The organism is Gymnodinialimonas ceratoperidinii (genome assembly GCF_019297855.1).
GTDB classification, from domain to species: domain Bacteria; phylum Pseudomonadota; class Alphaproteobacteria; order Rhodobacterales; family Rhodobacteraceae; genus Gymnodinialimonas; species Gymnodinialimonas ceratoperidinii.
In genome coordinates this window covers 295,996-321,769 of the sequence record NZ_CP079194.1, presented here as the reverse complement: position 1 = coordinate 321,769, position 25,774 = coordinate 295,996, and the positions used below count along the sequence as shown (strand labels likewise).

Sequence of the window (25,774 nt, the reverse complement as noted above, 5' to 3'; positions counted from 1 at the left end):
GATGACAAGGCTCTTTGGAACCGGGTAGCCGCCACGGCGAAACCGATGGATCGCAGCGGCGCGCCAAAGATTACCGAGGACGTGCCCTCCAAGAAGCCGAGCCCGATCCGACCGAAGCCTGCGACACCGCCGGATCGCCTGCCCGCCTTTCGGATCGGTGAGAAATCCTCGCTCGGCAAAAGCACCGTCGCCCACGCGCCGAGTCTGTCGTCGCAGCTGGCTCATGCGCCCGTTCGCATGGACCATGGCACCCACAAGCGGATGACGCGCGGCAAGTTGAAGCCCGAAGCGCGCATTGATCTGCACGGCATGACCCTCGCCGAGGCTCATCCGGCCCTGATCAGTTTCATATTCCATTCGTTCGAGCTGGAACGGCGGCTGGTTCTTGTCATCACCGGCAAGGGCAAGGACCGAGACAGCGGCGGGCCGATTCCGATCCGCCGCGGGATACTGAAACATCAGATACCGAACTGGCTCACGACGGCGCCGCTCGCGGCGATGGTCCTCGAAATTCGCGAGGCACATCAACGCCATGGGGGCGGCGGCGCGTATTACGTTTACCTTAAAAGACGCCGCTAGTTCTGGTTCAACGGCGTCAGCAAGACCTGCGTCGCATTCTGGATCGTCAGGATGGTGCCGGGCAGCAATCCGGGCTGCTGCGAGACGTCCTGCTCGAACGAGCTGTTCACCTGCGCAACCTCCTGAAGGATCTGCACCACCGCTGGGGACGACGCACCGGCGAAGTGGTTCAAGGGATCACGCACGCCGCCTTCGAACGCCGTCACATCAATCAGCGTTACGTCGAAATCGGCCACCACCTCCGGATTCGACAGATTGCCAACACGCTCCCTCAACCCGGTGATCCGAGCCGAAATCGTCAGCGCCCGGTCCCTCTGCGAGGTGAAGATCACGAAAGGCTGCGGCAATTCTCCGATCCGGGCCGCCTGTCCACGGAACACGTCGACATCGATGTCCGGCGAGAACAGGATCACGCCGTTGATCCGGTTCAGGATATCGTCCCGGTCGCCGATGCGAAGCTGGCGCAACACCTCCATCACCACGCCGGAGCCCAGCGAATGCGCCGTGAGGACGATGTCCAGCCCGGCGGCCACGATCTCTTCCAGCAAGGATTCAAGATCATCCCGCGCAAACAGCGCGGAATCGCGGTCATAGGCATAGCCCAAGGGGTTGCCGGCGCTGGGCCAGGCGTAGTGCACCGGCACACCGGGGATCTGGAAATCGTGGTGAATTTGCGCGGTGCGATAGAGGCCCGAGCCGATGGTCGAGTTGAATCCGTGAATGAAGATCATCACCTCACGCGTGCCAAGCCGACGCGCTTCGGCCTGAAGCGCCGCCCGGAAATTCGCAGCCGACCCGAGATGATTGCCTGAACTGGCAACGAACTCCGTCTCCAGATCCGCGCCGCGGCGTCGGGGGCGACCGGGTTCCACCGCGCCGACGGCACGGATCGGAGGCACAGAAATCTCGAACTGCGAGAACGACAGGCTTTCCTGCCGCAACTCCTGGAACGCGCCATCTGCGAATACCCGATTGGTCGCAGCGAATATCGTTTCATTCGTCCCCACGTTCGCCGCTTCGGGCACGATCATCAGATCAGGGGACAGCCCGCACCCCACGAGGGGGAGCGAGGCAGCGCCGCATAATAGCGTGCGTCGGGTTAAGGAAGCGTGATCCATGACCCTCTGATAGCAGCAAGATGTTACAAAACGTAGCGGCTTAGATCGGTGCTGCGCGTTAATTCGCCGAGGTTGGCTTCCACGAAGTCGGCATCGACCTTCACGACGTCGCCGCCCCGGTCCGGCGCGGTGAAGCTCAGCTCCTCGAACACGCGCTCCAACACGGTGTAGAGCCTGCGCGCGCCGATATTCTCGATGCTCTCATTCACCTCGGCCGCGATATGGGCGAGCGCCTTGATCCCGTCGTCTGTGAACTCGACGGTCACCTCCTCGGTCGCCATCAGGGCCGTGTACTGACGCGTCAGCGCATTGTCGGTTTCCGTCAGGATGCGCACGAAATCATCCTCGGTCAGCGCACGGAGGTTCACGCGGATCGGCAGACGTCCCTGAAGCTCCGGCAGAAGGTCCGAGGGTTTCGCGATGTGGAACGCGCCGGAAGCGATGAACAGGATGTGGTCGGTCTTCACCGGCCCATGCTTGGTGGAGACGGTCGTGCCCTCGATCAGCGGCAGCAGATCACGCTGCACCCCCTCGCGGGACACATCGGCGCTGCGTGCGTCGGACTTGGCGCAAACCTTGTCGATCTCGTCGATGAAGACGATCCCGCTTTGCTCCACCGACCGCAGCGCCTCCTTGGTGACAGCCTCGGCGTCGAGCAGCTTGTCCGCCTCTTCCTCGATCAGCAAATCGTAGCTTGCCGCGACGCTCAACCGGCGTTTCACCGTGCGCCCGCCCATGCCTTTGAACAGATCGCCAAGGTTCATCATGCCGGGGCCCATGCCGCCCATGCCACCGGGCTGGCCCGGAATCTCGAATCCGCCAAGGGGATTGGAGTTATCGGCGACTTCCAACTCGATGATCGTGTCATCCAACTCTCCGGCGCGAAGCTTCTTGCGGAACATCTCGCGGGTCTGGTCGCGCGCGCCTTCACCGGCCAGCGCCTCGATCACGCGATCTTCGGCGGCGTCATGCGCCTTGGCTTTCACCTCTTCGCGCATGTGCTCGCGAATCATGACCTGAGCCGAATCCACGAGGTCCCGGATGATCTGCTCCACGTCGCGGCCGACGTAGCCGACCTCGGTGAACTTGGTGGCTTCGACCTTGATGAAGGGCGCTTTCGCCAGCTTGGCGAGGCGGCGGCTGATCTCGGTCTTGCCGACGCCGGTGGGGCCGATCATTAGGATGTTCTTGGGGTAGACCTCGTCACGGAGGTCGTCGCCCAATTGCTTGCGCCGCCAACGATTGCGCAGGGCCACGGCGGTCGCGCGCTTGGCGTCGCTTTGGCCAATGATGAACCGGTCGAGTTCGCTGACGATCTCGCGGGGGGTCAAATCGCTCATGTAAGGGCATCCTTGTGCATGTCGTCGAGCATCATGTCCGCAAACCACTCCGGGTACCGCCGAGGCGGTGGAGCGGCGGCGTCGATGGCGCTCATTTCGTCACTATTCAGGGTAATAGAGCCTGCCTTGAGGCTCTTCTCCAATTGCTCGGTCGAGGAAGCGCCGACCAGAACGGTGTGATTTCTGCGCTTGTTCACGATCCACGCCAGCGCAGTCTGTGCGATGGTCAGGTCATGGGATCGCGCGGCGTTTTCGAGGGCGCTCAACACCGCCTCGGCTTGCGGGCGCGGGATCTGCAGGAAATCACCTGAGGCCATGCGACCGTCGCCGTCTTCGAGCCGATCCAGATCGTATTTGCCGGTGAGCAGGCCACCGGCCAGCGGCGACCAAGCCATGAGGGACAGGCCGAACTGCTCGGTCATGCGTAGGACATCAACCTCGATATCCCGCGCTGCTGCGTTGTAGAGGTATTGGCCAGCCACGTATTGCGCCATGCCGTTGGCACGCTGAAATTCAACCGCGCGCGCGACTTCCCATGCGGGCCAGTTCGAGCACCCGACGTACCGCACCTTGCCTGACCGCACGAGATCGTCGAGCGCTTGCAAAGTCTCTTCCAGAGGCGTGAAGACATCCGTCTTATGCACCACCAGCAGGTCGATGTAGTCGGTTTCCAAACGCTCCAGACAGCCATCGACCGAGGTCATCAGATGCCGCCGTGACAGGCCCGCATCCGTGATGGCATCGCCCTTGCGAAAACCAACTTTGGTGCAGATCACCGCATCCTGCCGCTTTCCCGCCAGCGCGGTGCCCAGAGCGATCTCGGCCTGCCCGTCGGAATAGCCATCGGCGCTGTCGAAGAAATTCACGCCGTGATCCAGCGCGGTCTGCACCATGCGCGTGGCCTCGTCCTGCCCGACATTGGCCACGCCGGGGATGAAATCCGCCCCGAGGTTGAAGGTCATCGTCCCAAGCGCCATGCGCGAGACGACAAGGCCGGAGTTGCCGAGGCGCGTATAGGTCATGTCACTCATTATGCTGGCTCTTTCATTGCGTAGGGCGGCAGGCGGTCTTTTCCGGGGAAGTCAGGCAGAGCCCCCATGATCGCGCCGCGCATCCGTTCCCATTGGGCGCCAAGCAGAACCATGCCTGCGCCGAGCAACAGGATGACAAGGAAAGCACCCTCGCCCTCCACGACCGAGATCGACAGCGCCACCACGTAACCAACGCCGGAGACGAGGAACGAGCGGCGGTCGATGATGACCGCAAAAAGCGCCATCAGCATGATGAACGCCAGAAGCAGGAGTTTCGCGCTGGTGTCCGGGTTCTGGAACAAGGTCAGCGCGACCGTGTTCACGATCGCCGGTGCGGCGATGACGTGGAGCCAGAAGCCGGAGGCCGCGCGGCGTGTCACGCGGTGCGGGTCGCTCATGTCGAAGGCCAGGGCGATGCCGAGACCGATGAAACCCAGAACGATGGTGATGAACGCGAAGGGGCCATCAGCGGACAGAAGGAAGATATCCGCAACACGGTCCGGCACCGTGCCGCCCATGGTCACGAAACCGAAGGTCATCACCACCACCGAGACGGCGATCAGCGCCACGGTGAAGGGCACGCGGAAGATGTAGTAATAAAGGCTCAGCATGACGCCTGAGAACCCGGCCGCGACGGTCCATGAGCCTTGGAAGGTCGCGTCCATCATCGCCGCGAATGACAGGCCGAATTGCACGGACGAGAGGCCGAACATGATCGCCAAGGCAATCGAAGGCGCCACCATGCGCCGCGCGATGGTGAAGTAGCGCGCCAGCGGAATCAGGACGCCCATGGCAATGAAAGAGAACACCATGCTCATGACGTAGCCATTGCCGGTGCTGATCAGCGAAAGCCCAGTCACCCCTGACCAGCCGGCGAAGAGGATCGTCAGGCCGACAACGATGAAGATCTCGTTGAAGCCCTTGAACAGCTCAAACGGTTCATCCAACCCCGAGCGGCGCGCTCGCACGCCCTCGCGCTCTTCAGCCAAGGTAATCAGAGAGGCCGCCTGCGCCTCGGTCATCATGCCGGCGCCAACGGCCGCGCGCAGGTCATCGCGGGTAATGTCGCTCATGCGGAGCCTTTGGCGTCGATGGTCTCAACCGTCAGATTGCCGTTGGTGTAGACACAAATATCCGACGCAATCGCCATGGCATCGCGGGCAATCGCCTCCGCGTCCTTATCGCTATCAAGCATTCCGCGCGCGGCGGCCAAGGCGAAGTTGCCGCCCGAACCGATGGCGGCGATGCCGTGCTCAGGCTCCAGCACGTCGCCTGCGCCGGTGATGATATAAAGCTCGGATCCGTCGGTGACGATCAGCATCGCTTCCAGTTTTTGCAGGTATTTGTCGGTCCGCCAGTCCTTCGCCAGCTCGACCGAGGCGCGTTGCAGCTGGCCCGGCGTGGCTTCCAGCTTACCTTCGAGCCGCTCCAGCAGGGTGAAGGCATCCGCCGTTGATCCGGCAAAGCCGCAGACGACGTCGTAGCCGCCGGGCGAGAGCCGCCGCACCTTGCGGGCGCTCCCCTTGATGACTGTCTGTCCAAGGCTCACCTGTCCGTCGCCCGCAACAACGACCTTGCCGCCCTTGCGCACACCAATGATCGTGGTCCCGTGCCAGCCGGGGAATTCATCTTTCGCCATAGGGGCCTCCATCCGTTCAGCCCTATATGGACAGCGCATTGGCCTGTCGCAACCGGTGCCGCATTTGGACGGCCTCGTCCCACGGCATATCCGGGGCGGAGCATCGCTATTCCGCTTGCCCGCGCCCGTCGAAAATGAGCTCGGCGTATTGGTCCAGATAGATCCGCAGCCACGGCGTGAATTCATCCGGCTTTGCGGCAACCTCGTCGTTCAAAGTCGCCAAGGGGGTCCACCGCGTCTCCATCACTTCGTCGGGGTTCATGTCGAGCGGCGCATCGCGGGGCATTTCTCCCACAAAGATATCCACAACTTCATGCTCAATGAGCCCTTCCCCAACGTCAGCGCGGTACTCCACGGTGTCGCGGTATTCCAGCTCTACGCCGGTGATCCCCAACTCCTCATCCAACCGCCGCAGTGCGCAGTCGAGGCCGGATTCTTCCCACATGGGATGGGTGCAACAGGTATTCGCCCAAAGGCCCGGCGTATGATACTTGCTCAAAGCGCGCCGCTGCAGCAACACATCGCCATCCCGCAGCAGGAAAACTGATACAGCCTTGTGCCGGAGCCCGCGCTGATGCGCTGCCAGCTTCTCCACAGGCTGCAAGATTCCGTTAATCCAGGTCGGGATGTAGATGGTCATGGGTCGGGCGATGTCTGTCGGGCGTCGGGAAGGCTGGTTCATGGGCGATCGGAAGGGTTTTGGCCAGAGGTTCGTCCCGGCAAATCGGCGGAATAAGACCTCTCACGTCACTTTGCCTCACCAAAAGGTGTGGACGAATTGGGTAGGAAACTAACTATAGATGTAGCAGCCAAATTTGGGAGAAGATTAATGAAACGACTTTCCATACTAGCCGCCACCGCTACGCTCCTTGCGACCCCAGTCCTTGCCGATGGCCATGCGACGGGCGATGCCGAAGCCGGAGAGCGTACATTCCGCCAGTGCATTTCCTGCCACGTCGTTGTCGATGCCGAGGGAGAAACCCTCGCTGGCCGCAACGCGCGCACCGGTCCGAACCTCTACGGTATTCACGGGCGCACCGTCGGCAGCGTTGAAGATTTCCGCTACTCCGCAGGGCTCGAAACCCTGATGGAGATGGACGTGGAATGGGACGAGGAAGCCTTCGTCGCTTACGTCCAGGATCCGACCGGCTGGATTCGCGAGACCGCCGAGGACGACAGCCTGCGCGGCGCGATGAGCTTCCGGGTGCGCTCGGAAGAGGATGCGCTGAACCTCTACGCCTATCTCGTATCTCTCGGTGGCTCCGAGATGGAAGAAGGCGAATCCGCAGACAATTGATCTGTCCGCGCGAAACGACACGCAGGCGGCTCCCTTTCGGGGGCCGCTTTTCTGTTCAGGGTAAGCCCTAGCTCTCCGCCACCTTCTTGGCCCGCCAGAGCGTAAACAGCCCGGCGCACACCACGATCCCCGCGCCGATCACGACGTTCCGCGACAAGGTTTCGCCGAACACGGTCAGACCGATGGCCGAGGCGAAGACCAATTGCAGGTAGGCAAAGGGCTGCACGGCCGAGGCTTCCGCCAGCTCATAGGTTTTGATCAGCAGGAAATGCCCCGTCACCCCGGTGACGCAGAGCAACGCCATCCATCCCCAATCGGCGCTCGTCATCGGTTCCCAGAACCAGACGCCGATGCAGGTGCTCAGGACCGCGCCGACAGTGCCGGTCCAGAAGAAGCTGGTCGCCGCACGGTCTTTTGCGGCGACATAGCGGGTCAGCAGGTTGTAAAGCGCGAACATGAAGGCCGCGAGCAGCGGGACGAGGGCATAGATCGAGAAGACGCCATAGCCCGGCTGCAAGATCACGAGGACGCCGACGAAACCGATGCCAATGGCGGTCCAACGCCTCCAGCCCACGTTCTCGCCCAGGACCGGACCGGAAAGGGCCGCCACGAGAAGGGGGTAACAGGTGAAGATGGCGTGCGCTTCCACCAGCCCGAGCAGGACGAAAGCGCCGACCATGACCATGATCTCCAACGCTAGCAAGGCGCCCCGGAAGGCTTGAACAAAGGGTTGGGACGTCCGCGCGGCCTCTCTCACGCCGCCGGTCCGCCGCACAGCGATCGCGATGACGAAAGCGGCGAAGAACCAGTAGCGGATCATTACGACCATGAAGATGTTGTACTCGCCCGCAAGATGGCGACTGATCCCGTCCTGTCCGGCAAAAACGAAGGTGGTTGCGATCATCAGCATGATGCCGAGGCGCGTGGTGTCGATCATGGCAGTCGCCCCTTGCTCATATGACGTTTGACGCCGAACCCCTTCACGCGTTCGACCTCGAAGCCCGCATCAGCCAGCGCGCGTCTCACCCGGCCCACGGCGGTGTATGTCGCGAAGGTGCCGCCGGGGGCGGTGTTTCGGGCGACGTTGCGCAGCAGAGCGTCCTCCCAAAGCTCGGGGTTCTGCGCGGGCGCAAAGCCGTCCAGGAACCACGCATCGGCTCTAACCCGCATCTCAGGCACAGTTTCGCGCGCATCTCCAACAATGACGGAAAGCTCGAAATCAGACCCTGACAGGTGCGAGATATCCTCTTCGCCAAGCAGGGTCTCGGTTGGCAGATCCGGAAAACATGCCAAAGCCCGCGCGCGATCGGCGGCGCTCATCGGGAAGGCCTCGAACGACGTGAAGTGAAGTTTGCCCTCCACCCCGGCGTCGCGGAAGTACTGGAGCGTCGCGAGGAAGTTGAGGCCGGTGCCAAAACCCAACTCGGCCACGTGAAACCCGTCTCGGAACCGCGCGGGAAGGTTGTTCCCCTCCAGGAAGACAAATCGCGTTTCGGCGAGCCCATCGTTCAGCGAGAAATAAGGATCGTCGAACCGCGTGGAGACCGGAACGTCACCGCGCCATTCGATCTTCTGCTGGTCCTCTTTCATGGCGCGCCCTATCCAATATATCGCGGACCATCTGCCAAGCCCCACGGAGTTGCAATGACCGAAATTATCGTCCGAGGCGCGGGGATTACCGGGCTGATGTGCGCATGGATGCTGTCGAAACGTGGCGCTCAGGTTCAGGTGGTGGACCCCCATGGGATCGCCGCCGGCGCATCGGGCGGCATCGTCGGCGCGCTCGCGCCGCATGTCCCGGAGAACTGGAACCCGAAAAAGGCGATGCAGTTTGCCGCCCTCGATCAGGCGGAAGCGCTATGGACTGAAATCTCGGACGTCGGTGGCGAAGACCCCGGCTACGCGAGAGCTGGCCGGGTACAGCCGTTGCAGGATGAAGCCGCCGTCGCCTTGGCCCGTGCGCGGAGCGAGACGGCGAAAGACTTGTGGCAGGGTCGCTACGACTGGCAGGTGATCCCCGCGGAAGAGGCGGGCATCGAAGTCGCGACACCGACCGGCCTTGTCATAAAGGACACGCTCACCGCGCGTCTTCATCCTCAGCAGGCCTGTCTCGCCCTCGCTGCCGCCTTGCGAGCGCGCGGGGTTGAGGTCGTGCCGGAGCCGTCGCGCGAGGGGCTGGAGATCTGGGCCACGGGGGCGGCTGACCTCATCGAGATCTCAGAGGCGCGCGGCAAGCTCATCGGCGCGCCGATCAAGGGTCAGGCGGCATTGCTGAAGGCTGATCTCGCGTCGGCGCCACAGGTGTTTGCAGACGGGCTGCATATCGTGCCCCACGGTGACGGGACCGTCGCCATCGGTTCGACCACCGAGCGGGAGTTTGACGATCCCACCAGCACCGACGCGCAGCTTGAACCGCTCATTGACGCAGCCCGCGCCGTGGTGCCGCCCCTGTCCGACGCCCCTGTCATCGCGCGATGGGCCGGCGTCCGTCCGCGCGCGAAGAGCCGCGCGCCGATGGTCGGGCCGCACCCCCTGCGCGACGGGGCCTTCATCGCCAACGGTGGCTTCAAGATCGGCCTCGCCATGGCGCCGGTCATGGCAGAGATGCTCGCGGCCCTGATCCTCGACAATCGCGATAGGATACCGCCCGAGTTTCTTCCCGACGCAAGCCGTTGACCTTGCCGCACCGGGCCGCGATGGTCTGCGAAACGGGTAGGAGATCACGACATGACACAGGTTCACGGCGGCAAAATTCTGGCTGATCGGCTCGCGCTGCATGGGGTGGAGAGGGTGTTCTCCGTTCCGGGCGAAAGCTTTCTGGCGGCCTTGGACGGGCTGCATGACCTCGACATCGCCAACGTCGTTTGCCGACAGGAGGGCGGGGCCGCGATGATGGCCGAGGCCCATGGCAAGATGACAGGCCAGCCCGGCGTCGTTTTCGTGACGCGCGGCCCCGGTGCGACGAACGCGAGCGCGGGCCTCCATATCGCCATGCACGACGCCACGCCGCTCGTCTGTTTTGTCGGTCAGATCCCGCTGAAGCACCGCGACCGCGGCGTCTTTCAGGAGGTCGACTACCGCGCCTTCTTCGGTCCTCTGGTCAAATGGTCCGCCGAAGTGGAGCGGACAGATCGTCTTGCCGAATACGTGGACCGGGGGTTCGCAATTGCGCAATCCGGCCGCCCGGGCCCGGTGGTTCTGGCCTTACCGGAAGATATCCTGTCGGCCCTGACGGATGAACCGCAGCTGCGCCCCGGCGCGCGGGCGCCGGCGAGCGTCCATCCCGATGACATCGCGCCGATGGTTGAGGCTTTCCAACAGGCCAAACGGCCGATGATCCTTTGCGGCGGTTCGCAATGGAGTGATACGGAGCGGCAGGCGGCGCAGGAATTGGCCGAGCGCACCGGCGCGCCCATCGCCGTCACCTTCCGCAGGCAGGATTTCATCGACAATGATCACCCGAATTACGCGGGCGATCTCGGCGTCGGGGCCAACCCGGCACTGGGCAAGCGTCTGGCCGATGCAGACTGCCTCCTGCTTCTGCGTGCCGAGCTGAATGACATCACCACAGCTGACTTCACCCTGATCGATCCGGCCAACGCGCCGACGATCCTGCAAGTCTCTCCCGACGCGGAGGCTGTCAGCAAGACCTACCCGGCGACCTTCGCCGTGACCGGAACGCCCGCCGCGGTCCTTCCTCAACTTCTCGCCATGACATCTTCTTCCGACGATCGAGGCGCTGCGGAAGCGCGGGCGGAATACGAGGCTTGGCAGACGCCACAGGCCACGCCGGGCGCCGTTCAGATGGAACAGATCATTTGCTGGCTTCGCGACAATGCGAGCGCGGACACGATCATCACCAACGGCGCGGGCAACTACGCAGCCTTCCTTCATCGCTACTACCGGTTCCGCCAATACGGCACGCAGCTTGCGCCGACGTCCGGCTCCATGGGCTATGGCCTGCCCGCCGCCGTTTCCGCGAAATTGCAGCACCCGGATCAGCCGGTGATCTGCCTCGCGGGCGACGGCTGTCTGCAGATGACGATTCAGGAGCTTTCGACGGCGCGGCAGCACGGCGCGGATATCATCGTCATCGTCGCCAACAACGGTCGCTATGGTACGATCCGGATGCATCAGGAGAAGAACTATCCCGGCCGCGTGTCGGGCACCGACCTGTTCAACCCGGATTACGCGGCTCTGGCCGTGGCTTACGGCGGGACGGGCCACAGCATCACCGAGAATGGGCAATTTGCGGCGGCGTACCAGAAGGCGCTTAAGGGCGGGCTTCACATCATCGAACTGAAGCTCGATCCCAAGATGTTGGCGACGACGAAGAACCTCTAAACAGGCTCTAATCCGCTGGTTTGTCCAACATTCTGACCTCGCGTTGCGGGAACGGGATCGAGATTTCGTTCTCGCGGAACGTGTCCCAAAGCGCGAGGTAGACGTTGCCGCGAATGTTGGTGAGCCCGCCTGTCGGGTCAGTGATCCAGAACCTGAGGATGTAATCCACACTCGAGTCGCCAAAGCCCACGATGTGACAGACCGGCGCCCGATGAGAGAGCACCCTCGGCACCCCTTTCGCCGCAGCAATCGCCAGCTTGCGGACCTCGTGCGGATCATTGTCGTAGGAGGTGCCGAAGTAGATATCGAGGCGGACAAACTCGTTGGAATGGGACCAGTTCACCACTTGGCTGGTGATGAGGTCCTCGTTCGGGATCAGGTATTCCTTCCCGTCCCGCGTCACGACAGAGACATAGCGCGCGCCAAGGGCGTTGATCCAACCAAAGGTCTCGCCCAGAGAGATCACGTCGCCGGGCTTGATCGATTTGTCCAACAGGATGATGACGCCGGAAACAAGGTTCGAGACGACCTTCTGCAAGCCGAAACCAAGGCCCACACCGATGGCACCGGACAGAACCGCGAGCCCCGTCAGATCGATCCCGGTCAATCGCAAGCCGGCGTAGATCGCGATACCGTAGAAAGTGACCTGCAGGAACTTGATCGCAAGCACCTGCATCGAGGGCGACATTTCCTCGTTTCGTTGGATGCGGCCGCTGGCGGTTCCGGTCAGGAAGCGTGCGATCACGATCAGGGCGGTGACCACCAGCACACCTTGCACGACCGTCAGCAGGGACAGCCGCGCATCGCCCAGATTGAAACCCACGGAATCGAGGATCGAGACGGTTTCATCGCGCAGGTTCAGGATTTCGAGCGTGACATAGGTCCAGGCGCCGTAGCGCACGATGGCGCGCAGGAAGGCGGAGCGGATCAGCCGGGTGACGAAGACCACGAAGAGCCACGCCGTGGTCAGCTCCGCCACGATGATCAGCAGGAACGAGCGGGACGGCCATGTCACTTCGCGCATCACGCCGACGACCAGCCAGATCGAGATTACGAAGAAAATCATGAAGAGTCGGCGATGAATGATCGCCAGAATCCGCATCCGCCACTTCGGCCAGCCCTCACGAGAGGCCATCCACGCGCGAATTGGCGGGCCGAAAATGTGCCGCATGAGCAACGCGACCGCCATCACCGCGATGACGATGCCGACCTGATAGGCGTTCCACGGTCGCAGGAGCGACGCCATGAACGTCTCGAACTGGCTGACTAGACCCGTTATTTCACCCATCGCTTGCTGTAACGCGCGCGCCTCGGCGTCCACGATTTCTGGCGGGATTTCGTCAGGGTCCATTCCGGTCCTCGTTCCTGTTCCATCAGCCTACGCATGCAGGGCCGCCTCGGGCAAGCGCCACCCTTGGCAAGTCCCGCCCGCCCGTGTAATTCCTGCGCCATGAGAAGCTTTTTCGATATCGGCGACCGCGCCCGTCTGCCTTGGCGCTTTTTCGGCGCGCAGACGCTTGGTCTGGGCCATCGTGCCGAAGACATCCTCTGAGGCCGCGCGCCTGACCATATCGACCAGACCGACACATTTTTCCGACAGGATCCAGCCATGACCGGCAAGACACTCTACGACAAAATCTGGGACGCCCATCTCGCTCATGAAGCCGAGGACGGCACCTGCCTTCTCTACATCGATCGGCACCTCGTGCATGAAGTGACCAGCCCGCAGGCGTTCGAAGGCCTGCGCATGGCCGGCCGGGACGTTCACGCGCCCGACAAGACCATCGCCGTGCCCGACCACAACGTGCCGACGACCGAGGGCCGCGACGATCCGAAAAACATGACCGAGGACAGTGCCATCCAGGTGGCCGCGCTGGACAAGAACGCCAAGGATTTCGGCATCCACTACTACCCCGTTTCGGACGTGCGGCAGGGCATCGTGCACATCGTCGGCCCCGAACAGGGCTGGACCCTGCCCGGCATGACCGTCGTCTGCGGTGACAGCCACACCGCCACCCACGGCGCGTTTGGCGCGCTCGCCCACGGCATCGGCACCTCCGAGGTGGAGCATGTTCTGGCGACGCAGACGCTGATCCAGAAGAAATCCAAGAACATGAAGGTCGAGATCACCGGCAAGCTCGCGCCGGGCGTGACCGCAAAGGACATCACGCTGACCGTGATCGGTCGCACCGGCACCGCCGGCGGCACCGGTTACGTCATCGAATACATGGGCGAGGCGATCCGCTCGCTGTCCATGGAAGGCCGGATGACCGTCTGCAACATGGCGATCGAGGGCGGCGCGCGCGCCGGCATCATCGCGCCGGATGAGACCACTTTCGAATACTGCAAGGGCCGCCCCCACGCTCCGAAAGGCGCCCAGTGGGAGGCCGCGATGGCCTGGTGGAAGACGCTCTATTCCGACGACGACGCCCATTGGGACGAGGTCATCACCATCCGTGGCGAGGATATCGCGCCGGTCGTCACCTGGGGCACCTCGCCCGAGGATGTGCTGCCGATCACCGCCGATGTGCCCGCGCCCGAGAACTTCACGGGCGGTAAGGTCGATGCGGCGAAGCGCTCGCTCGACTACATGGGCCTGACGGCGGGCACGCCGCTGTCGCAGATCGAGATCGACACGGTCTTCATCGGCTCCTGCACCAACGGCCGGATCGAGGACCTGCGCGCCGCGGCCGAAATCCTGAAGGGCAAGAAGATCAAGGACGGCCTCCGCGCGATGATCGTGCCGGGCTCGGGCCTCGTCCGGGCGCAGGCGGAAGAGGAAGGCTTGGCCGACATCTTCAAGGAAGCCGGGTTCGAGTGGCGCCTCGCGGGTTGCTCCATGTGCCTTGCCATGAACCCCGACCAGCTCTCCCCCGGAGAGCGTTGTGCCGCCACTTCGAACCGCAACTTCGAGGGTCGCCAAGGCCGCGGCGGACGCACTCACCTGATGTCGCCCGCCATGGCCGCCGCCGCCGCGATCACCGGCCGCCTGACGGACGTGCGCGAACTGATGTGATGAACTCGCGCCCGCCGCGCGCCTTCGGGCGGCGGGTGCGCTCGTGCGAAACGGCGAAGGCTCAGGCTTTGGCTGTGTCCGGCACGAACCGCCGCGCCGTGTGCTCCCGTCCCAAGGACAGGCAGAGCAGCACCACCGGCAACAACCCCACCCCCGCGATCACCAACGACGGCCCCGCGGCCTCGCCCAAACGCTCGTCCGAGGCCAGTCGATGCGCTTGAACGGCGAGCGTGTCGAAGTTGAACGGCCGCATGATCAGCGTCGCGGGCAGTTCCTTCATGACATCCACGAAAACGATCAACAGACCGGTCAAGATCGACGGCCGCAGGATCGGCAGATGCACGCCCGACAGCATCCGCCTCGGGTTGCGGCCGAGGGTGCGCGCAACGGCATCGACATTGGGGTTAATAGTACTCAAACCCGCATCATAGGCACTGAGAGCGGCGGCCATGAAGCGCACGCCGTAAGCCGCGATCAACAGCCAGATGGAGCCGGTGATCAGCAGGCCAGTGTCGATGCCGAACCGGGCCTCCATGAACGCGTCCAGAGCATTGTCGAACGCCGCGAACGGGACGATGAGGCCCACGGCAATCACACCGCCGGGCACCGCGTACCCAAGCCCTGCCACGCGGATCGCGATCTTTGCCGCGGGGGTCGGGTGCAACCGGGCGTTGAACCCAAGGATGACCGCAGCCGCGACGGTGATCACGGCAGCGATGGACGCGAGGATGAGAGAGTTGCGCAGGAACCTCAGATAGCGATCCGTCAGCATGTTGTCGAAGCTGTCCCACCCCAACGAGATGAGCAGCCCCACCGGCAGAATGAAGCCCAGGACGACAGGCAATCCGCAAAAGATGATCGCGCCGAGACCCTGCCATTTCGACAGTTTGACCGCCTGCATCGCCTCGAACCGCCGCCCCGCGCCGTGTTGCCGCTGATCCCGCCGCTGCCGTCGCTCAAGCGCGGCGATGACGAGGGCCACGATCAGGAGGCACAGGGCCAATTGCGCCGCGCCGCCTCGGTCGAAGAAGGAATACCACGCCTGGTAGATGCCCGTGGCAAAGGTCTGCACCCCGAAGTAGGAGACCGTGCCGAAATCGGCCAAGGTCTCCATCAACGCCAGAAGCACGCCGCCTGCGATTGCCGGCCGCGCAATCGGCAGGGACACCCGGATGAATGCGCCCCAGGGACCGGCGCCAAGGGTCCGCGCCGCGATATAGGCCGTGGCGCTTTGTTGCAGAAAAGCCGCGCGCGTCAGCAGATAGACGTAGGGATAAAGCACCAACACCAGCATCAGGGCTGCACCGCCAAGCGAGCGGATCTCGGGGAACCAGTAATCGCGCGGGCCCCAACCGGTCAGATCCCTCAACGTCGATTGCACCCATCCGGGATGATCGAGAAAATCCGTATAGGCGTAGGCAAGGACATAGGCCGGAAACGCGAGGGGCAGGGCGAGGGCGATTTCCAGCATCCGGCGGCCTGGAAAGCGCGTCGCGGTAACCAGCCATGCGGCGCCGGTGCCGATGATGCAGGTCCCCGACCCGACGAGGAGAATCAGCAGCGCCGTGGTGCCCGCGTAGCGTGGCAGCACCGACGAGGCGAGGCGGGAAAACGTCTCGAACCCGCCGGTCAGAGCCGCAATCGTGACCGCTGCCATCGGCAGGAGGCACATCGCCGCCGCGAGCCATGCGAGGCTGCCGAGTTGCAGCGGGGAAGGGATGCGGAAGTTCTGCGCCATGATCCTTTGTGTATTTGTCAGGATTGCACGGAATTGCAAGCAACACGGGCGCACACATCGATACGGGCCAAAGGCCTGTCACCTTGGCGAGCTGCAATGGTTGCGCGTTTTAGGATGATTGGTCGGGCTGAGAGGATTCGAACCTCCGACCCCCTGCTCCCGAAGCAGGTGCGCTACCAGGCTGCGCCACAGCCCGACCGTAGAGGCGGGATACAATCGGCGCACTGACTTGGCAAGTGTTCAACGTGATTGCGGTGGTCGCGGTCCGCGCCGCTCGGACGACAGGAAGGGCGCCACCCTCAGCGCGCTCGGTGATCCGAACCGCGTGCGGGTGCGCAGCACCGGGGTGTTGGAGGAGGTGCCGCCGCGATCCTCTCGCAGAACGATGTACAGGCCGGAGCCGATGATGATGATCGAACCGATCAGGGTTGGCGTATCAAGGCTCTCGTCAAAGAGGAGAAAGCCGAAAACCGTGGCCCAGAGGATCTGGCTGTATTGCATCGGGGCCACCATGACGGCGGGCGCGCGGCGATAGGCGAAGATCAGGCAGGCGCTGGCCGTCAGGGCGAAAGCGGCGATGACGGCGACCGCCGCGAGGTCACGGACCGGCATCGGGATGTAGTAGAACGGCAGCGCCGCGCCCATCAGCACGAAGTTTGCCATCATCGGGTAGAGAAGCATCACGACCGAGCGTTCTGCCCGCCCCACCTTCCGCACGATGACCGAGGCGACCGCACCACCCACTGCGGCCATCAACGCGGCCCCATGCCCGAGGGAGAGTTCTGTCTGTCCCGGCTGCAGCACCACGATGACCCCGACGAGCCCCACCGCGACGGCAAGTCCGCGCCGCCAGCCGACTTTTTCTCCCAGTACCGGGATCGCCAGCAGGGTGATCAGCAAAGGCGCCGCGAAGATGATGGCATAGACCTGCGCGAGCGGCAGCACGGTGAAGGCGTAGAACGCGCTGATGCCGACGACCACCGAGGCCGTCGTGCGGCCCGCGATCCACCACGGATGGTTTGGCTTCAGGTTCGCCTCGGTCGAATCCCGCAGAAGCAGGAACGCGACGATGGGAAAGCCGAAAAGAACCGAGAAGAACACGATCTGGATCGGCGAGTAGGTCCCGCCGAGGTACTTCACGATGATATCGTGGGTCGAGAAGATCCCGAAGGCCAGTAGCCCCAGAAGCGCGCCCTTGAGGGTGTCGGATGTCTGCATCGGTTCCGTTCGTCCTTAGGGGCAGAGGTCGGTCGTCCAATCCCGGTTGTCGCCGCGATGGCAGCGCTGCTCTTGGCGGGCGCTCAGGATGCGCCAACCGTCGGCGGTATGCTCGATCGTGTAGACGCTCCGCGCACCGGCAACGGAATCGTCAAGGAAGCCGTCCTGCTCGACGTTGATTTCCAGCACGCCAGCGTCATTCGGCGCGACGTTGATCGTCGCACTGCGGTGACCTTCACCGAAATACTCGAAGTTCTCAAGCGCTGGTGCGGCGAGGGTGAGAGGGCTTGCGATAATCTGCCCCGGCTCGAACGGCTGTGCCGCAGCAGGAAGGGTAAGTGCAATCAGGAAAAGGGAAAAACGGATCACCATGGAAATCTCCTTCGCAGTAATGCCTGCAAGGTGCCATGGGAGCCACCGTATGGCGAGAGGGGAGCGTTGACGCCCCCCTCTGAAGTCGATCAGGACGCCAGCTTGGCAACAATCGCGTCGCCCATCTCCGAGGTGGAGATCGGCGTACCGCCCTCGGGGCCCATGAGGTCCGCGGTACGCGCGCCGTCGGCCAACACACCTTCCACGGCACGCTCCAGCCGGGTGGCCTCGTCGCCGAGGTCGAAGGAGTAGCGCAGCGCCATGGCGAAGCTGAGGATGCAGGCGATCGGGTTCGCCTTGCCCTGCCCGGTGATGTCCGGGGCGGAGCCGTGAACCGGCTCGTACATCGCCTTCGGGCGGCCATTCGCCATCGGCGCGCCGAGCGAGGCGGAAGGCAACATCCCGAGGGAGCCGGTCAGCATCGCGGCACAATCCGAGAGGATGTCGCCGAAAAGGTTGTCGGTCAGGATCACGTCGAACTGCTTGGGCGCACGCACCAGCTGCATCGCGCCGTTGTCGGCGTACATGTGCGACAGCTCCACGTCGCCATATTCGGCGGCATGGATCTCGTTCACCACGTCGCGCCACAGGATGCCGCTTTCCATCACGTTGGCCTTCTCCATGGAGCAGACCTTGTTGTTGCGACGGCGGGCCAGCTCGAAGGCCGAGCGGGCGGCGCGGGCGATCTCGCCCTCGGTGTAGCGCTGCGTGTTGATGCCGACGCGCTCGTTGCCCTCGGTGTGGATGCCGCGCGGCTCCCCGAAATAGACGCCCGAGGTCAGCTCGCGCAGGATCATGATGTCGAGCCCCGAGACCACTTCGCGCTTGAGCGAGGAGAAATCGGCCAGCGCGTCGAAGCATTGGGCTGGACGCAGGTTGGCGTAGAGGTCCATCTCCTTGCGCAGCCGCAGCAGGCCGCGCTCGGGTTTCACCGAGAAATCGAGGTCGTCATAGGCCGGGCCACCCACGGCACCGAGCAGAACCGCATCGACTTCCTGCGCTTTCGCCATGGTGGCGTCGGTGAGCGGTACGCCATGGGCGTCGTAAGCGGCGCCGCCGACCAGATCCTCGGACACATCGAAGGTGATGCCTTGGGCGGAGCCGAACCAGTCGATCACCTTGCGCACCTCGGCCATGACTTCGGGGCCGATCCCGTCGCCGGGAAGGATAAGAAGGGAGCGGTCGGTCATGGGTCTATTCCTCGTCTGAAACTGTTGCCGTTGCGGTAGCGCGGTGGTGTCGGGGCGTCAAGAAAGCGCGGGGATTTGGCCGGTTCTCAAGCGCGCTCTGCGGCGATCGTTTGGAAAGAGCTGGAACGACCCTTTTCCTCAGAAATCCACGTCGACCCAGACAAGCCGGTGGTCCGAGGCTTCGGCGACCACATCGGCCAACGGGCCTTCCTCCGGCCAGAAGACGCCCGCGTCGGCCACCGTCAGACTGCGGGAAGGAAGCAGGTAATCGACACGGAGATTGCCCGGCGAAGGCTCGTCCCAATCGGTCGTCGGCAAGCCGGGGAGGGGGTCTTGCACCGCCGGATGGCCGAGCAGCTCGATAAGCGGTCCGCGCAAACCTTCGCCCCGCGTCGGGTCGAGGTTCAGCGTCCCCATGTAGGCGAAGGGTTCAGGGCGGGGTTCATCAAGGTAAAGCGTCCAGAAGCGCACCTCATCGCCGTTGCGCAGACCGTTGCGATCTTCGGGTCCGTCGAAGACTGGCGCCGTCGCATGGGACGTCAAGATGTGGATTGGGCCATCGGGCGTCAGCACCTCTACCGTCCAGGCTCCGACCGTGTGCAGTCGAAGGATCGGCAGAGCCTCGGGCGGGGTGACGCTTGCGGCAGCATTGCCGGGAAGCTCGGCCCAGAGGTGCGAGGAATGATCCGCAACCTCGCCAATGGGGTGACGCGAGAGTAGAGCCATGCCGCCCTGTCCGCTGAAACGTCCATACCCATGGGCATCGCGGGGGCCATCGGTGCGGCCGTCTCCGTCAAGATCCAACCCGGTCAGCAACCCGGAGTTGGGGCGCAGCGTCAGATAATGCGGATACTCGAGCGCCTCGGCCAGAGCAGCCAGTGCCAGATGGTTGCCGTCATAATCCATGTCCTGCAGGGCCAATATGTCCGGGTCGACCTCGGCGATTACGGCAAGGGTGGCGCTGACCTCATCCTCGCGCCGCAGGATATCACGCAGCACGAGGCCGGGTCCGCGTCCCGACAACCCGGTATGATAGGTAGCAAGACGCAGGCTCTCGGCCTGCGCGGAAAAGGCACTCAGGCCGTAGAGGAGGAGAGCACCGAGCCACTGGCATTGGTGGCGACGCCCGCCACGAGCCGCGCGCGGCGCGCCCGGATCATTCGGGCCACCCGCAGCATTGCCTGTCCGCGCATGATCAGGCTGAGGGGTAGGAACATCCATAGCGTCATCGCCCATACCATCGTCTGAGGTGACCCGGTCAGGGACACCTGCACCTGGTTGGAGGCCATGACGACCACCACCGGGATAATGAATGGGGCTGTAAGTCCAAAGATAACGTTAACGCGGCCGTCACGATTTAATCTTTTTACAACATCTCCGCCGGCGGTGGGGTCGAAGGTGGGCAGGTTGACCCAGACGTTGAAGGCCGTTCCCCGGTTCGGCCAGTTCTCCAGCCGCAGGAGCGCGGCGAAAAGGAACAGGGAGATCAGCGTGACCAGCATCACAAGGCCGGCCATGGCCTGAATTTGGACAGCAAGGGTGGGGTCGACGCCTTGCGGAAGGTAATCGAGCACCACGCGCAAGGGGCTGTAGGGAAAGTCGAGCGCACGGCCGACAAGGAAGCCCAAGGCGGTGATGATGACCGTCAGGGTCGAGCCCTCGTTCCCATTGCCGATGATGATGCTCAGCCCGAAGAGCATCAGGAACAGCGCGATGACACGGATGCGGTTGAAGGGCGGCGCGTTGCGGAATTCGATCAGGCCCGGGTACTTGGCGCCGTATTCGAACATGATGATCATCGCGAAGGCCAGGGCCACGAGGGTCGCCAACTGCGCACTCTCGGCGGTGGTCCCCGGCAACAGCAGGGACGGCGTCAGGATGACGACGACGATCATAATCGCCCGCACAAGCGCGCCGGCCAATCTGGTGAACACTGCGATCTACCTCAAGTCTGGTGCCAGTTCATGCCAACACCTTATTTTGCCTTCCGACCCGCTTCGTGGCGCGAATGGTCCAATTTCATGTGAATTGGTTCCAATGCGCCCATTGCGGGCACTATTTTGACACATTTGTGCCCAATTTGGCCGGGGCTCGCAATGCAAACGGCGCCCTTCGGGGTGAAGGGCGCCGTTTAAGAGGCTGAAATGTCACAGATTTGCCATAGGGCAGTTCTGGTCAAACCCAGGGACGCGCCTGCGCTGCATCTGCCTCGAACGCCTTGATCGACGACGCTTTTTCCATCGTCAGGCCGATGTCATCGAGGCCGTTCATCAGGCAATGCTTGCGGAATGCGTCGACCTCGAAGCTGATCGAGCCGCCGTCCGGACCGGTGATCGTCTGGCTTTCCAGATCGACCGTCACCACCGCATTCGCGCCACGCTCGGCGTCGTCCATCAGCATGTCGACCTGCTCTTGCGGCAGAACGATCGGCAGAATGCCGTTCTTGAAGCAGTTGTTGTAGAAAATATCCGCAAAGGAGGGCGCGATCACGCAGCGGATGCCGAAGTCCAGCAGCGCCCAGGGCGCGTGCTCGCGCGAGGAGCCGCAGCCGAAGTTGTCGCCGGCCACAAGGATCTGCGCGTCGCGATAGGCGGGCTTGTTCAGGACGAAATCGGGGATTTCGTTGCCGTCATCGTCGTAGCGCATCTCGTCGAACAGGTTCACCCCAAGGCCCGAGCGCTTGATCGTCTTGAGGAACTGCTTGGGAATGATCATGTCGGTATCGACATTGATCAGGGGCATGGGCGCGGCGATGCCGGTCAGTTTGGTGAACTTGTCCATGGGGCTCTCCGAACGGGCTTAGGGTTTGAAGCCGCTTTCTTTAATATATTGGTCGAGGAAACAACCCTCGGGCGGCATTCGGTTCTTGTTATACTTGCGGATCTGGTCGTTGAAGAGGTGAACGACACGGGTTTGCTCGGTGATATAGGGCGCCACCCCGCCGCGCGGGCTGTAGAACAGGTCCGTCAGCCACCATGGCACTGGCGAATAGGCCTCCATCGAGGCGGCGAATCGAGACTCTCCGGTCTTTTGCAGCGCGTGGTTCAAGCCACGCGGGCCATAGACAATCCGCAGCATCCTGCCCTGGGCCAGCAGCCGGCGTTCCAGCGGCATCTCCGCCAGCTCCGCGCGATGGTCGCGGTTCATCCATTCGGGGATCAGCTCGGGGTTCTCGATGTGATCAAGCAGGTAACGCAGCGCCTCGCTGTCGCGGGGCACGCGCAGGGCGGCGTTGTTGATCTGGCCATCGGGGCCGGACCAGGACATTGCGTAGCCCTCGTTCAGGGTGATCGGCGAGATCGACAGCATATCGCTGTCCATCCACACGAAATCCGTTTTCTGCATGAGGTAGAGACGGAAGACATCCGCAAGGCAGGCGGGGGCCGCGTGTTTGCCCATGCGGCGGGAGGGGACGTAGATCTCCTCCATCGCCTCCGTCTCCACGCCCTCGACCTCGGGATCAATGGGGGCATCCTTCGGGCTGAACAGCGTGACGCGGTAGCCATGATTGACAAAGGAGTGCATCGATAGACGCTGCATCCAGTCAACGGGGCGCCCAGTCCAGAACATCGCGATCGGCGGAAGGGAGGACGCGGACATGGGGGCGGGCTTTCAGCGAGAACGGCAGATGCCATCGTTAAAGCCACAAGCGGCCGCCCCGTCAATCGGCTCGGGGAACGTCGATCCCGGTCATTCGGCGGTCGAGAAGGTCATGTTCGCCCAATGGGTCACCCAGATCGGGTCGCCCTCGGCCGCAGGCTCCACCGCTTCAAGGAACACGGCGTCCGCCATGTAAGTCATGCCGGGCTCGACCGGAAGCACCACGACGCCCTCTGCATCCGTGCGATGCAGGGTGATGGTGACCTCTCCCTCCGCATCCTCCGCGAACAGCTCGACCTGATAGTCGGCTTGCAGTGCATCATCGTACCAAAGCTGCAACGGCATCCCGCCTGAGACGTCATCCGTGTAGGGGTTGGCCAGCGCCACCAGCTCGGCGCGCATTCCAACGCGGGCATCTTCGCCCTCACCTTCGCCGACGGCGACAAGAGACTTGGCGTAGCGGATGTAATCCTCGGTCACGTCCTCCTGGCTCAACCCGCGTTCCTCGTGCATCGCGGTCACGTCGCCAAGGTCCTTGTGGTTCGCGAAGTTCAGGAAACGCTCCCACGTGGACCACGTCAGTTGATTGGCCGTCGTCTGGTGGGCGATAACGGCCAAGCCTTCGTCCAGCCCCTCCATGTTCAAGGCGGGAACATCGCCGAAACGACCCTCGGCTTCGCGGGTCTCTTCGGGGGTGGCGACGCTGAAGAGGTCGAAGTTCCGCGGCAGGTAACTCATTGCCGCCCCGGAGAATTCCTGCCCGACGCGCAGATCCGCGACCAGGGGCGCGCCGACTTCAACCGTGAAATCTCGGGGGTCGATCCAGAATTCGTGAGCGGTGGCCTTGCCAGTCATGGCGAGACTCGTAAGTGTCAGCACCAAATGCACAGGTTTCATAAGAGGTCCTTCCAATGGGTGCACTAACCATGCTTCGCCGCCTGCTACTGTCAATGGCACTTGTCTTCACGGTTTTGCCAGCGGCTGCCCATGAGATCCGGCCGACGATCGCAGATGTGGAGGTCGGCGAGTTCGAGGTGACCCTTACCCTCCGCACCGCATTGGAAGCCTTGATCGCCGGTATCGACCTCAGCGCGGTGGACGACACGGACGATGCACCCGAAGCCGCAGAATACGATCGCCTGCGTGCGCTTTCGCCGGAAGAGCTGGAAGCCGAGCTGCGGGCGGCCTGGCCCGATATCCGCGACGGGTTCATTATCCAGAGCGAGGGTGAGCGTTTGCAGGCCGACATCGTCGCGGTCGAAATCGCCGAGGTGGGCGACATGGAATTGCCCCGCGACGCGTCCTTGACCGTTGGCGCGACCCTGCCCGAGGGCGACTCCGGTGTGCGAGTGGGTCTGGCCGAGGAGTTTGGCACCTTTGTCCCGCGTCAGATCGGCGGCGGTGACGATGCCTACGAGGGCTTTCTCGACGGTGGCGAACTGACACCGGAACTGCCCCGCGCCCAGATCCTCACGGAGGGCGCGATGCAGGTCTTCGTGCGCTACGTCGTCTCGGGCTTCGACCACATCATCCCCAAGGGGCTGGATCACATCCTCTTCGTGCTTGGCCTGTTCTTCTTCGCCACGCAGATGCGTCCGCTCCTGTGGCAGGTGACTGCCTTCACCGTCGCGCACACCATCACGCTGGCGCTGGCGGCGACGGGCGTCGTCTCCATCCCCGGCAGCGTGGTGGAGCCGCTGATCGCCGCCTCCATCGTCTATGTCGCGGTGGAGAACATCCTCGGCATCGGCAACACCAAGTGGCGCACGATCTTTGTCTTCGGCTTCGGCCTGCTGCACGGCCTCGGTTTCGCCAGCGTTCTGGGAGATTTCGGGATCGCGCAGGGCCGCTTCATCGAGGCGCTGATCGGCTTCAACATCGGGGTCGAGCTTGGACAGCTTGCCGTCATCGCCATCGCCTTCCTCATCGTCGGCTGGTTCATGCAGAAAGACTGGTATCGCTCCTTCATCGTGATCCCGGCGTCGCTGGTGATCGCCGCGATCGGCGCATGGTGGGTGGTTGAGCGTACGCTTCTTTGAACTTCATCAAGGAAAATGCCCGGTGGTTGGCCACCGGGCTGCTTCTCAGCCTCGGCTCCTCGTTCGGGCAGACCTTTTTCATCTCCATCTTCGCCGGTGAAATCCGGCTCGCCTACGGCCTGTCCGACGGGGAGTGGGGTGGCATCTACACGATTGTCACGATGTCCTCGGCCTTCCTGCTGATCCTCTTCGGCGGACGGGCCGACACGGTGCCCCTGTCGCGACTTGCAGTTGTCGTTGCCGGCGTCTTCGCGCTCGCCTGCGTCCTGATGGCCTTCAGCGCCTCCGTCTGGTTGTTGTTGCTGACGGTGTTTTTGCTCCGGTTCTGTGGGCAAGGCATGATGACACATATGTTGGCGACGGCGATGGCAAGGTGGTTCGTGGCAACGCGGGGGCGCGCCATGGCGATCACCAGCCTCGGCTTCCCGGCCAGCGAGGCGCTGCTGCCTGTCATCGCGATCCTGCTCATCAGCGGCATCGGCTGGCGCGCGACATGGGTCGTCGCGGCGGCGGTGATCGTGCTGGCACTGATCCCGGCGCTCATGTTCCTACTGGCACAGGACCGCGCGCCGAAAGGCTCGAACGGAGGCCGAGGTGCGCCCGGCCTTTTCGGTCGCCACTGGACGCGAGGCGAGGTGTTGAGCCACCCGCTATTCTACGCCTTCGTGCCCCTGTTGCTTACGCCCGGCTTCATCGGCACGGTTGTCTTCTTTCACGCCGTCCACGTCGCCGAGGTGAAGGGCTGGACCCTCACGGCCATGGCGCCAAGCTACGCTGCCTACGCGGCGGCCAGCGTCACCACGGGGCTTGCGGCCGGTTGGGCCGCGGATCGCTTTGGCCCCACACGGCTCATGCCCGTGGTCCTCGTGCCGATGGGGCTTGGCATGTTCCTTATCGGTCCGGCTGAAACGCCGCTCGGATGGTCCGTGGCCCTCGCGCTCGTCGGCATCACGCAGGGCATCGCGGCGGCGCTGTCGGGGACCTTGCTGCCGACGCTTTTCGGCACCAACCACCTCGGCTCCGTGCGGTCCATCGCGACGGCGATCATGGTCTTCTCCACCGCGGTCGGGCCGGGCATCACCGGTTGGTACATCGATCAGGGCGTGAGCTACCCCGAGCAAGGTGTGGCGCAGGCGACATGGTGCATCGCCCTGTCGTTGATCCTCATCCCGATCATGCTCTGGACCGAACGGCTGCAAAGGCAAAAGGCGCCCGGTTAGGGGCGCCTTTCAGTCGTCTCACAGGGTGTTACG

At 63.4% G+C, this 25,774-nt stretch carries 25 protein-coding genes and 1 tRNA gene; 7 read left to right on the top strand and 19 right to left on the bottom strand.

Annotated features, from left to right (window positions below; genetic code table 11):
• The first annotated feature begins 45 nt into the window (after positions 1-45).
• Positions 46-579: a Smr/MutS family protein gene (locus tag KYE46_RS01645; RefSeq protein ID WP_346345218.1), complete on the top strand. Its 534-nt coding sequence runs from the start codon at positions 46-48 to the stop codon at positions 577-579.
• On the opposite strand, the gene KYE46_RS01640 is transcribed toward KYE46_RS01645, so the two are convergent.
• The 6 genes from KYE46_RS01640 to idi all read right to left on the bottom strand — a co-directional run bounded on the left by KYE46_RS01640 (position 576) and on the right by idi (position 6,347).
• Positions 576-1,697, bottom strand: coding sequence for an alpha/beta hydrolase (locus tag KYE46_RS01640; RefSeq protein ID WP_219003014.1), 1,122 nt, complete (start codon positions 1,695-1,697; stop codon positions 576-578). The genes KYE46_RS01645 and KYE46_RS01640 overlap by 4 nt on opposite strands.
• A gap of 23 nt (positions 1,698-1,720) precedes the next feature.
• Positions 1,721-3,037 (bottom strand): ATP-dependent protease ATPase subunit HslU, encoded by a 1,317-nt coding sequence (hslU, locus tag KYE46_RS01635; RefSeq protein WP_219003013.1) that lies wholly within the window; start codon positions 3,035-3,037, stop codon positions 1,721-1,723.
• Positions 3,034-4,068 carry an aldo/keto reductase gene (locus tag KYE46_RS01630; RefSeq protein ID WP_219003011.1) on the bottom strand — a complete coding sequence of 345 codons (1,035 nt, stop codon included), beginning with the start codon at positions 4,066-4,068 and terminating at the stop codon, positions 3,034-3,036. The genes hslU and KYE46_RS01630 overlap by 4 nt, the downstream gene beginning before the upstream one ends.
• A complete protein-coding gene (locus KYE46_RS01625; RefSeq protein WP_219003010.1) occupies positions 4,068-5,141 on the bottom strand; it encodes a hypothetical protein in 1,074 nt (357 codons plus the stop codon). The genes KYE46_RS01630 and KYE46_RS01625 overlap by 1 nt, the downstream gene beginning before the upstream one ends.
• Complete coding sequence (gene hslV, locus KYE46_RS01620) at positions 5,138-5,707, bottom strand: ATP-dependent protease subunit HslV (RefSeq protein ID WP_219003009.1); 570 nt, start codon at positions 5,705-5,707, stop codon at positions 5,138-5,140. The genes KYE46_RS01625 and hslV overlap by 4 nt, the downstream gene beginning before the upstream one ends.
• A 106-nt stretch (positions 5,708-5,813) precedes the next feature.
• Positions 5,814-6,347 (bottom strand): isopentenyl-diphosphate Delta-isomerase, encoded by a 534-nt coding sequence (idi, locus tag KYE46_RS01615; protein ID WP_219003008.1) that lies wholly within the window; start codon positions 6,345-6,347, stop codon positions 5,814-5,816.
• 189 nt (positions 6,348-6,536) lie between these two features.
• Between idi and KYE46_RS01610 the strand changes: the two genes are divergently transcribed.
• Positions 6,537-7,004 (top strand): c-type cytochrome, encoded by a 468-nt coding sequence (locus KYE46_RS01610; protein WP_219003007.1) that lies wholly within the window; start codon positions 6,537-6,539, stop codon positions 7,002-7,004.
• A 67-nt stretch (positions 7,005-7,071) separates the two neighbouring features.
• Here the strand turns inward: KYE46_RS01610 and KYE46_RS01605 are convergent, their stop codons facing one another.
• Positions 7,072-7,941 (bottom strand): DMT family transporter, encoded by an 870-nt coding sequence (locus KYE46_RS01605; protein WP_219003006.1) that lies wholly within the window; start codon positions 7,939-7,941, stop codon positions 7,072-7,074.
• Positions 7,938-8,594, bottom strand: a complete 657-nt coding sequence (gene mnmC2 / locus KYE46_RS01600; RefSeq protein WP_219003005.1) for a tRNA (5-methylaminomethyl-2-thiouridine)(34)-methyltransferase MnmC2 — start codon at positions 8,592-8,594, stop codon at positions 7,938-7,940. Before mnmC2 ends, KYE46_RS01605 begins: the two co-directional genes overlap by 4 nt.
• A 54-nt stretch (positions 8,595-8,648) precedes the next feature.
• On the opposite strand from mnmC2, the gene KYE46_RS01595 reads away from it, so the two are divergent.
• Together KYE46_RS01595 and KYE46_RS01590 are read left to right on the top strand one after the other, a co-directional pair.
• Entirely contained in the window at positions 8,649-9,680 is a 1,032-nt protein-coding gene (locus tag KYE46_RS01595; protein ID WP_219003004.1) for an NAD(P)/FAD-dependent oxidoreductase, read from the top strand.
• A 51-nt stretch (positions 9,681-9,731) separates the two neighbouring features.
• Positions 9,732-11,348, top strand: coding sequence for a thiamine pyrophosphate-dependent enzyme (locus tag KYE46_RS01590; RefSeq protein ID WP_219003003.1), 1,617 nt, complete (start codon positions 9,732-9,734; stop codon positions 11,346-11,348).
• Between the two features lie 7 nt (positions 11,349-11,355).
• Here KYE46_RS01590 and KYE46_RS01585 read toward each other — a convergent pair whose 3' ends face one another.
• Positions 11,356-12,699 carry a mechanosensitive ion channel family protein gene (locus KYE46_RS01585; protein WP_219003002.1) on the bottom strand — a complete coding sequence of 448 codons (1,344 nt, stop codon included), beginning with the start codon at positions 12,697-12,699 and terminating at the stop codon, positions 11,356-11,358.
• 258 nt (positions 12,700-12,957) lie between these two features.
• Between KYE46_RS01585 and leuC the strand changes: the two genes are divergently transcribed.
• The gene (gene leuC, locus KYE46_RS01580; protein WP_219003001.1) at positions 12,958-14,364 is read left to right on the top strand and encodes a 3-isopropylmalate dehydratase large subunit; all 1,407 of its coding nucleotides are present in this window, start codon (positions 12,958-12,960) and stop codon (positions 14,362-14,364) included.
• Between the two features lie 61 nt (positions 14,365-14,425).
• Here the strand turns inward: leuC and KYE46_RS01575 are convergent, their stop codons facing one another.
• The 10 genes from KYE46_RS01575 to KYE46_RS01535 all read right to left on the bottom strand — a co-directional run bounded on the left by KYE46_RS01575 (position 14,426) and on the right by KYE46_RS01535 (position 23,379).
• Complete coding sequence (locus tag KYE46_RS01575) at positions 14,426-16,102, bottom strand: ABC transporter permease (protein WP_219003000.1); 1,677 nt, start codon at positions 16,100-16,102, stop codon at positions 14,426-14,428.
• Between the two features lie 119 nt (positions 16,103-16,221).
• Positions 16,222-16,298, bottom strand: a tRNA-Pro gene (locus KYE46_RS01570).
• 44 nt (positions 16,299-16,342) lie between these two features.
• Positions 16,343-17,320: a DMT family transporter gene (locus KYE46_RS01565; RefSeq protein ID WP_219002999.1), complete on the bottom strand. Its 978-nt coding sequence runs from the start codon at positions 17,318-17,320 to the stop codon at positions 16,343-16,345.
• 15 nt (positions 17,321-17,335) lie between these two features.
• The gene (locus tag KYE46_RS01560) at positions 17,336-17,692 is read right to left on the bottom strand and encodes a hypothetical protein (protein ID WP_219002998.1); all 357 of its coding nucleotides are present in this window, start codon (positions 17,690-17,692) and stop codon (positions 17,336-17,338) included.
• Between the two features lie 89 nt (positions 17,693-17,781).
• Positions 17,782-18,882: a 3-isopropylmalate dehydrogenase gene (gene leuB / locus KYE46_RS01555; RefSeq protein ID WP_219002997.1), complete on the bottom strand. Its 1,101-nt coding sequence runs from the start codon at positions 18,880-18,882 to the stop codon at positions 17,782-17,784.
• A gap of 138 nt (positions 18,883-19,020) precedes the next feature.
• Positions 19,021-19,881: an endonuclease/exonuclease/phosphatase family protein gene (locus KYE46_RS01550; RefSeq protein WP_247716885.1), complete on the bottom strand. Its 861-nt coding sequence runs from the start codon at positions 19,879-19,881 to the stop codon at positions 19,021-19,023.
• A 77-nt stretch (positions 19,882-19,958) separates the two neighbouring features.
• On the bottom strand, positions 19,959-20,816 hold the full coding sequence (locus KYE46_RS17475) for a hypothetical protein (protein ID WP_247716884.1): 858 nt from the start codon (positions 20,814-20,816) through the stop codon (positions 19,959-19,961).
• 241 nt (positions 20,817-21,057) lie between these two features.
• Positions 21,058-21,663: a 3-isopropylmalate dehydratase small subunit gene (gene leuD, locus KYE46_RS01545; protein ID WP_219002995.1), complete on the bottom strand. Its 606-nt coding sequence runs from the start codon at positions 21,661-21,663 to the stop codon at positions 21,058-21,060.
• A gap of 18 nt (positions 21,664-21,681) precedes the next feature.
• Positions 21,682-22,407, bottom strand: a complete 726-nt coding sequence (locus KYE46_RS01540; RefSeq protein WP_219002993.1) for a hypothetical protein — start codon at positions 22,405-22,407, stop codon at positions 21,682-21,684.
• Positions 22,408-22,572: 165 nt separating this feature from the next.
• Positions 22,573-23,379 (bottom strand): DUF4198 domain-containing protein, encoded by an 807-nt coding sequence (locus KYE46_RS01535; protein ID WP_247716883.1) that lies wholly within the window; start codon positions 23,377-23,379, stop codon positions 22,573-22,575.
• A gap of 14 nt (positions 23,380-23,393) precedes the next feature.
• On the opposite strand from KYE46_RS01535, the gene KYE46_RS01530 reads away from it, so the two are divergent.
• On the top strand, positions 23,394-24,521 hold the full coding sequence (locus KYE46_RS01530; protein ID WP_219002991.1) for a HupE/UreJ family protein: 1,128 nt from the start codon (positions 23,394-23,396) through the stop codon (positions 24,519-24,521).
• On the top strand, positions 24,518-25,741 hold the full coding sequence (locus tag KYE46_RS01525; RefSeq protein ID WP_219002989.1) for an MFS transporter: 1,224 nt from the start codon (positions 24,518-24,520) through the stop codon (positions 25,739-25,741). The genes KYE46_RS01530 and KYE46_RS01525 overlap by 4 nt, the downstream gene beginning before the upstream one ends.
• Positions 25,742-25,774 lie beyond the last annotated feature (33 nt).

Bases quoted from the DNA above. Each gene is read 5' to 3' on its own strand.
- KYE46_RS01645 (WP_346345218.1), top strand. From the start codon at position 46: ATGGATCGCAGCGGCGCGCCAAAGATTACCGAGGACGTGCCCTCCAAG.
- KYE46_RS01640 (WP_219003014.1), bottom strand. From the start codon at position 1,697: ATGGATCACGCTTCCTTAACCCGACGCACGCTATTATGCGGCGCTGCC.
- hslU (WP_219003013.1), bottom strand. From the start codon at position 3,037: ATGAGCGATTTGACCCCCCGCGAGATCGTCAGCGAACTCGACCGGTTC.
- KYE46_RS01630 (WP_219003011.1), bottom strand. From the start codon at position 4,068: ATGAGTGACATGACCTATACGCGCCTCGGCAACTCCGGCCTTGTCGTC.
- KYE46_RS01625 (WP_219003010.1), bottom strand. From the start codon at position 5,141: ATGAGCGACATTACCCGCGATGACCTGCGCGCGGCCGTTGGCGCCGGC.
- hslV (WP_219003009.1), bottom strand. From the start codon at position 5,707: ATGGCGAAAGATGAATTCCCCGGCTGGCACGGGACCACGATCATTGGT.
- idi (WP_219003008.1), bottom strand. From the start codon at position 6,347: ATGACCATCTACATCCCGACCTGGATTAACGGAATCTTGCAGCCTGTG.
- KYE46_RS01610 (WP_219003007.1), top strand. From the start codon at position 6,537: ATGAAACGACTTTCCATACTAGCCGCCACCGCTACGCTCCTTGCGACC.
- KYE46_RS01605 (WP_219003006.1), bottom strand. From the start codon at position 7,941: ATGATCGACACCACGCGCCTCGGCATCATGCTGATGATCGCAACCACC.
- mnmC2 (WP_219003005.1), bottom strand. From the start codon at position 8,594: ATGAAAGAGGACCAGCAGAAGATCGAATGGCGCGGTGACGTTCCGGTC.
- KYE46_RS01595 (WP_219003004.1), top strand. From the start codon at position 8,649: ATGACCGAAATTATCGTCCGAGGCGCGGGGATTACCGGGCTGATGTGC.
- KYE46_RS01590 (WP_219003003.1), top strand. From the start codon at position 9,732: ATGACACAGGTTCACGGCGGCAAAATTCTGGCTGATCGGCTCGCGCTG.
- KYE46_RS01585 (WP_219003002.1), bottom strand. From the start codon at position 12,699: ATGGACCCTGACGAAATCCCGCCAGAAATCGTGGACGCCGAGGCGCGC.
- leuC (WP_219003001.1), top strand. From the start codon at position 12,958: ATGACCGGCAAGACACTCTACGACAAAATCTGGGACGCCCATCTCGCT.
- KYE46_RS01575 (WP_219003000.1), bottom strand. From the start codon at position 16,102: ATGGCGCAGAACTTCCGCATCCCTTCCCCGCTGCAACTCGGCAGCCTC.
- KYE46_RS01565 (WP_219002999.1), bottom strand. From the start codon at position 17,320: ATGCAGACATCCGACACCCTCAAGGGCGCGCTTCTGGGGCTACTGGCC.
- KYE46_RS01560 (WP_219002998.1), bottom strand. From the start codon at position 17,692: ATGGTGATCCGTTTTTCCCTTTTCCTGATTGCACTTACCCTTCCTGCT.
- leuB (WP_219002997.1), bottom strand. From the start codon at position 18,882: ATGACCGACCGCTCCCTTCTTATCCTTCCCGGCGACGGGATCGGCCCC.
- leuD (WP_219002995.1), bottom strand. From the start codon at position 21,663: ATGGACAAGTTCACCAAACTGACCGGCATCGCCGCGCCCATGCCCCTG.
- KYE46_RS01540 (WP_219002993.1), bottom strand. From the start codon at position 22,407: ATGCACTCCTTTGTCAATCATGGCTACCGCGTCACGCTGTTCAGCCCG.
- KYE46_RS01535 (WP_247716883.1), bottom strand. From the start codon at position 23,379: ATGAAACCTGTGCATTTGGTGCTGACACTTACGAGTCTCGCCATGACT.
- KYE46_RS01530 (WP_219002991.1), top strand. From the start codon at position 23,394: ATGGGTGCACTAACCATGCTTCGCCGCCTGCTACTGTCAATGGCACTT.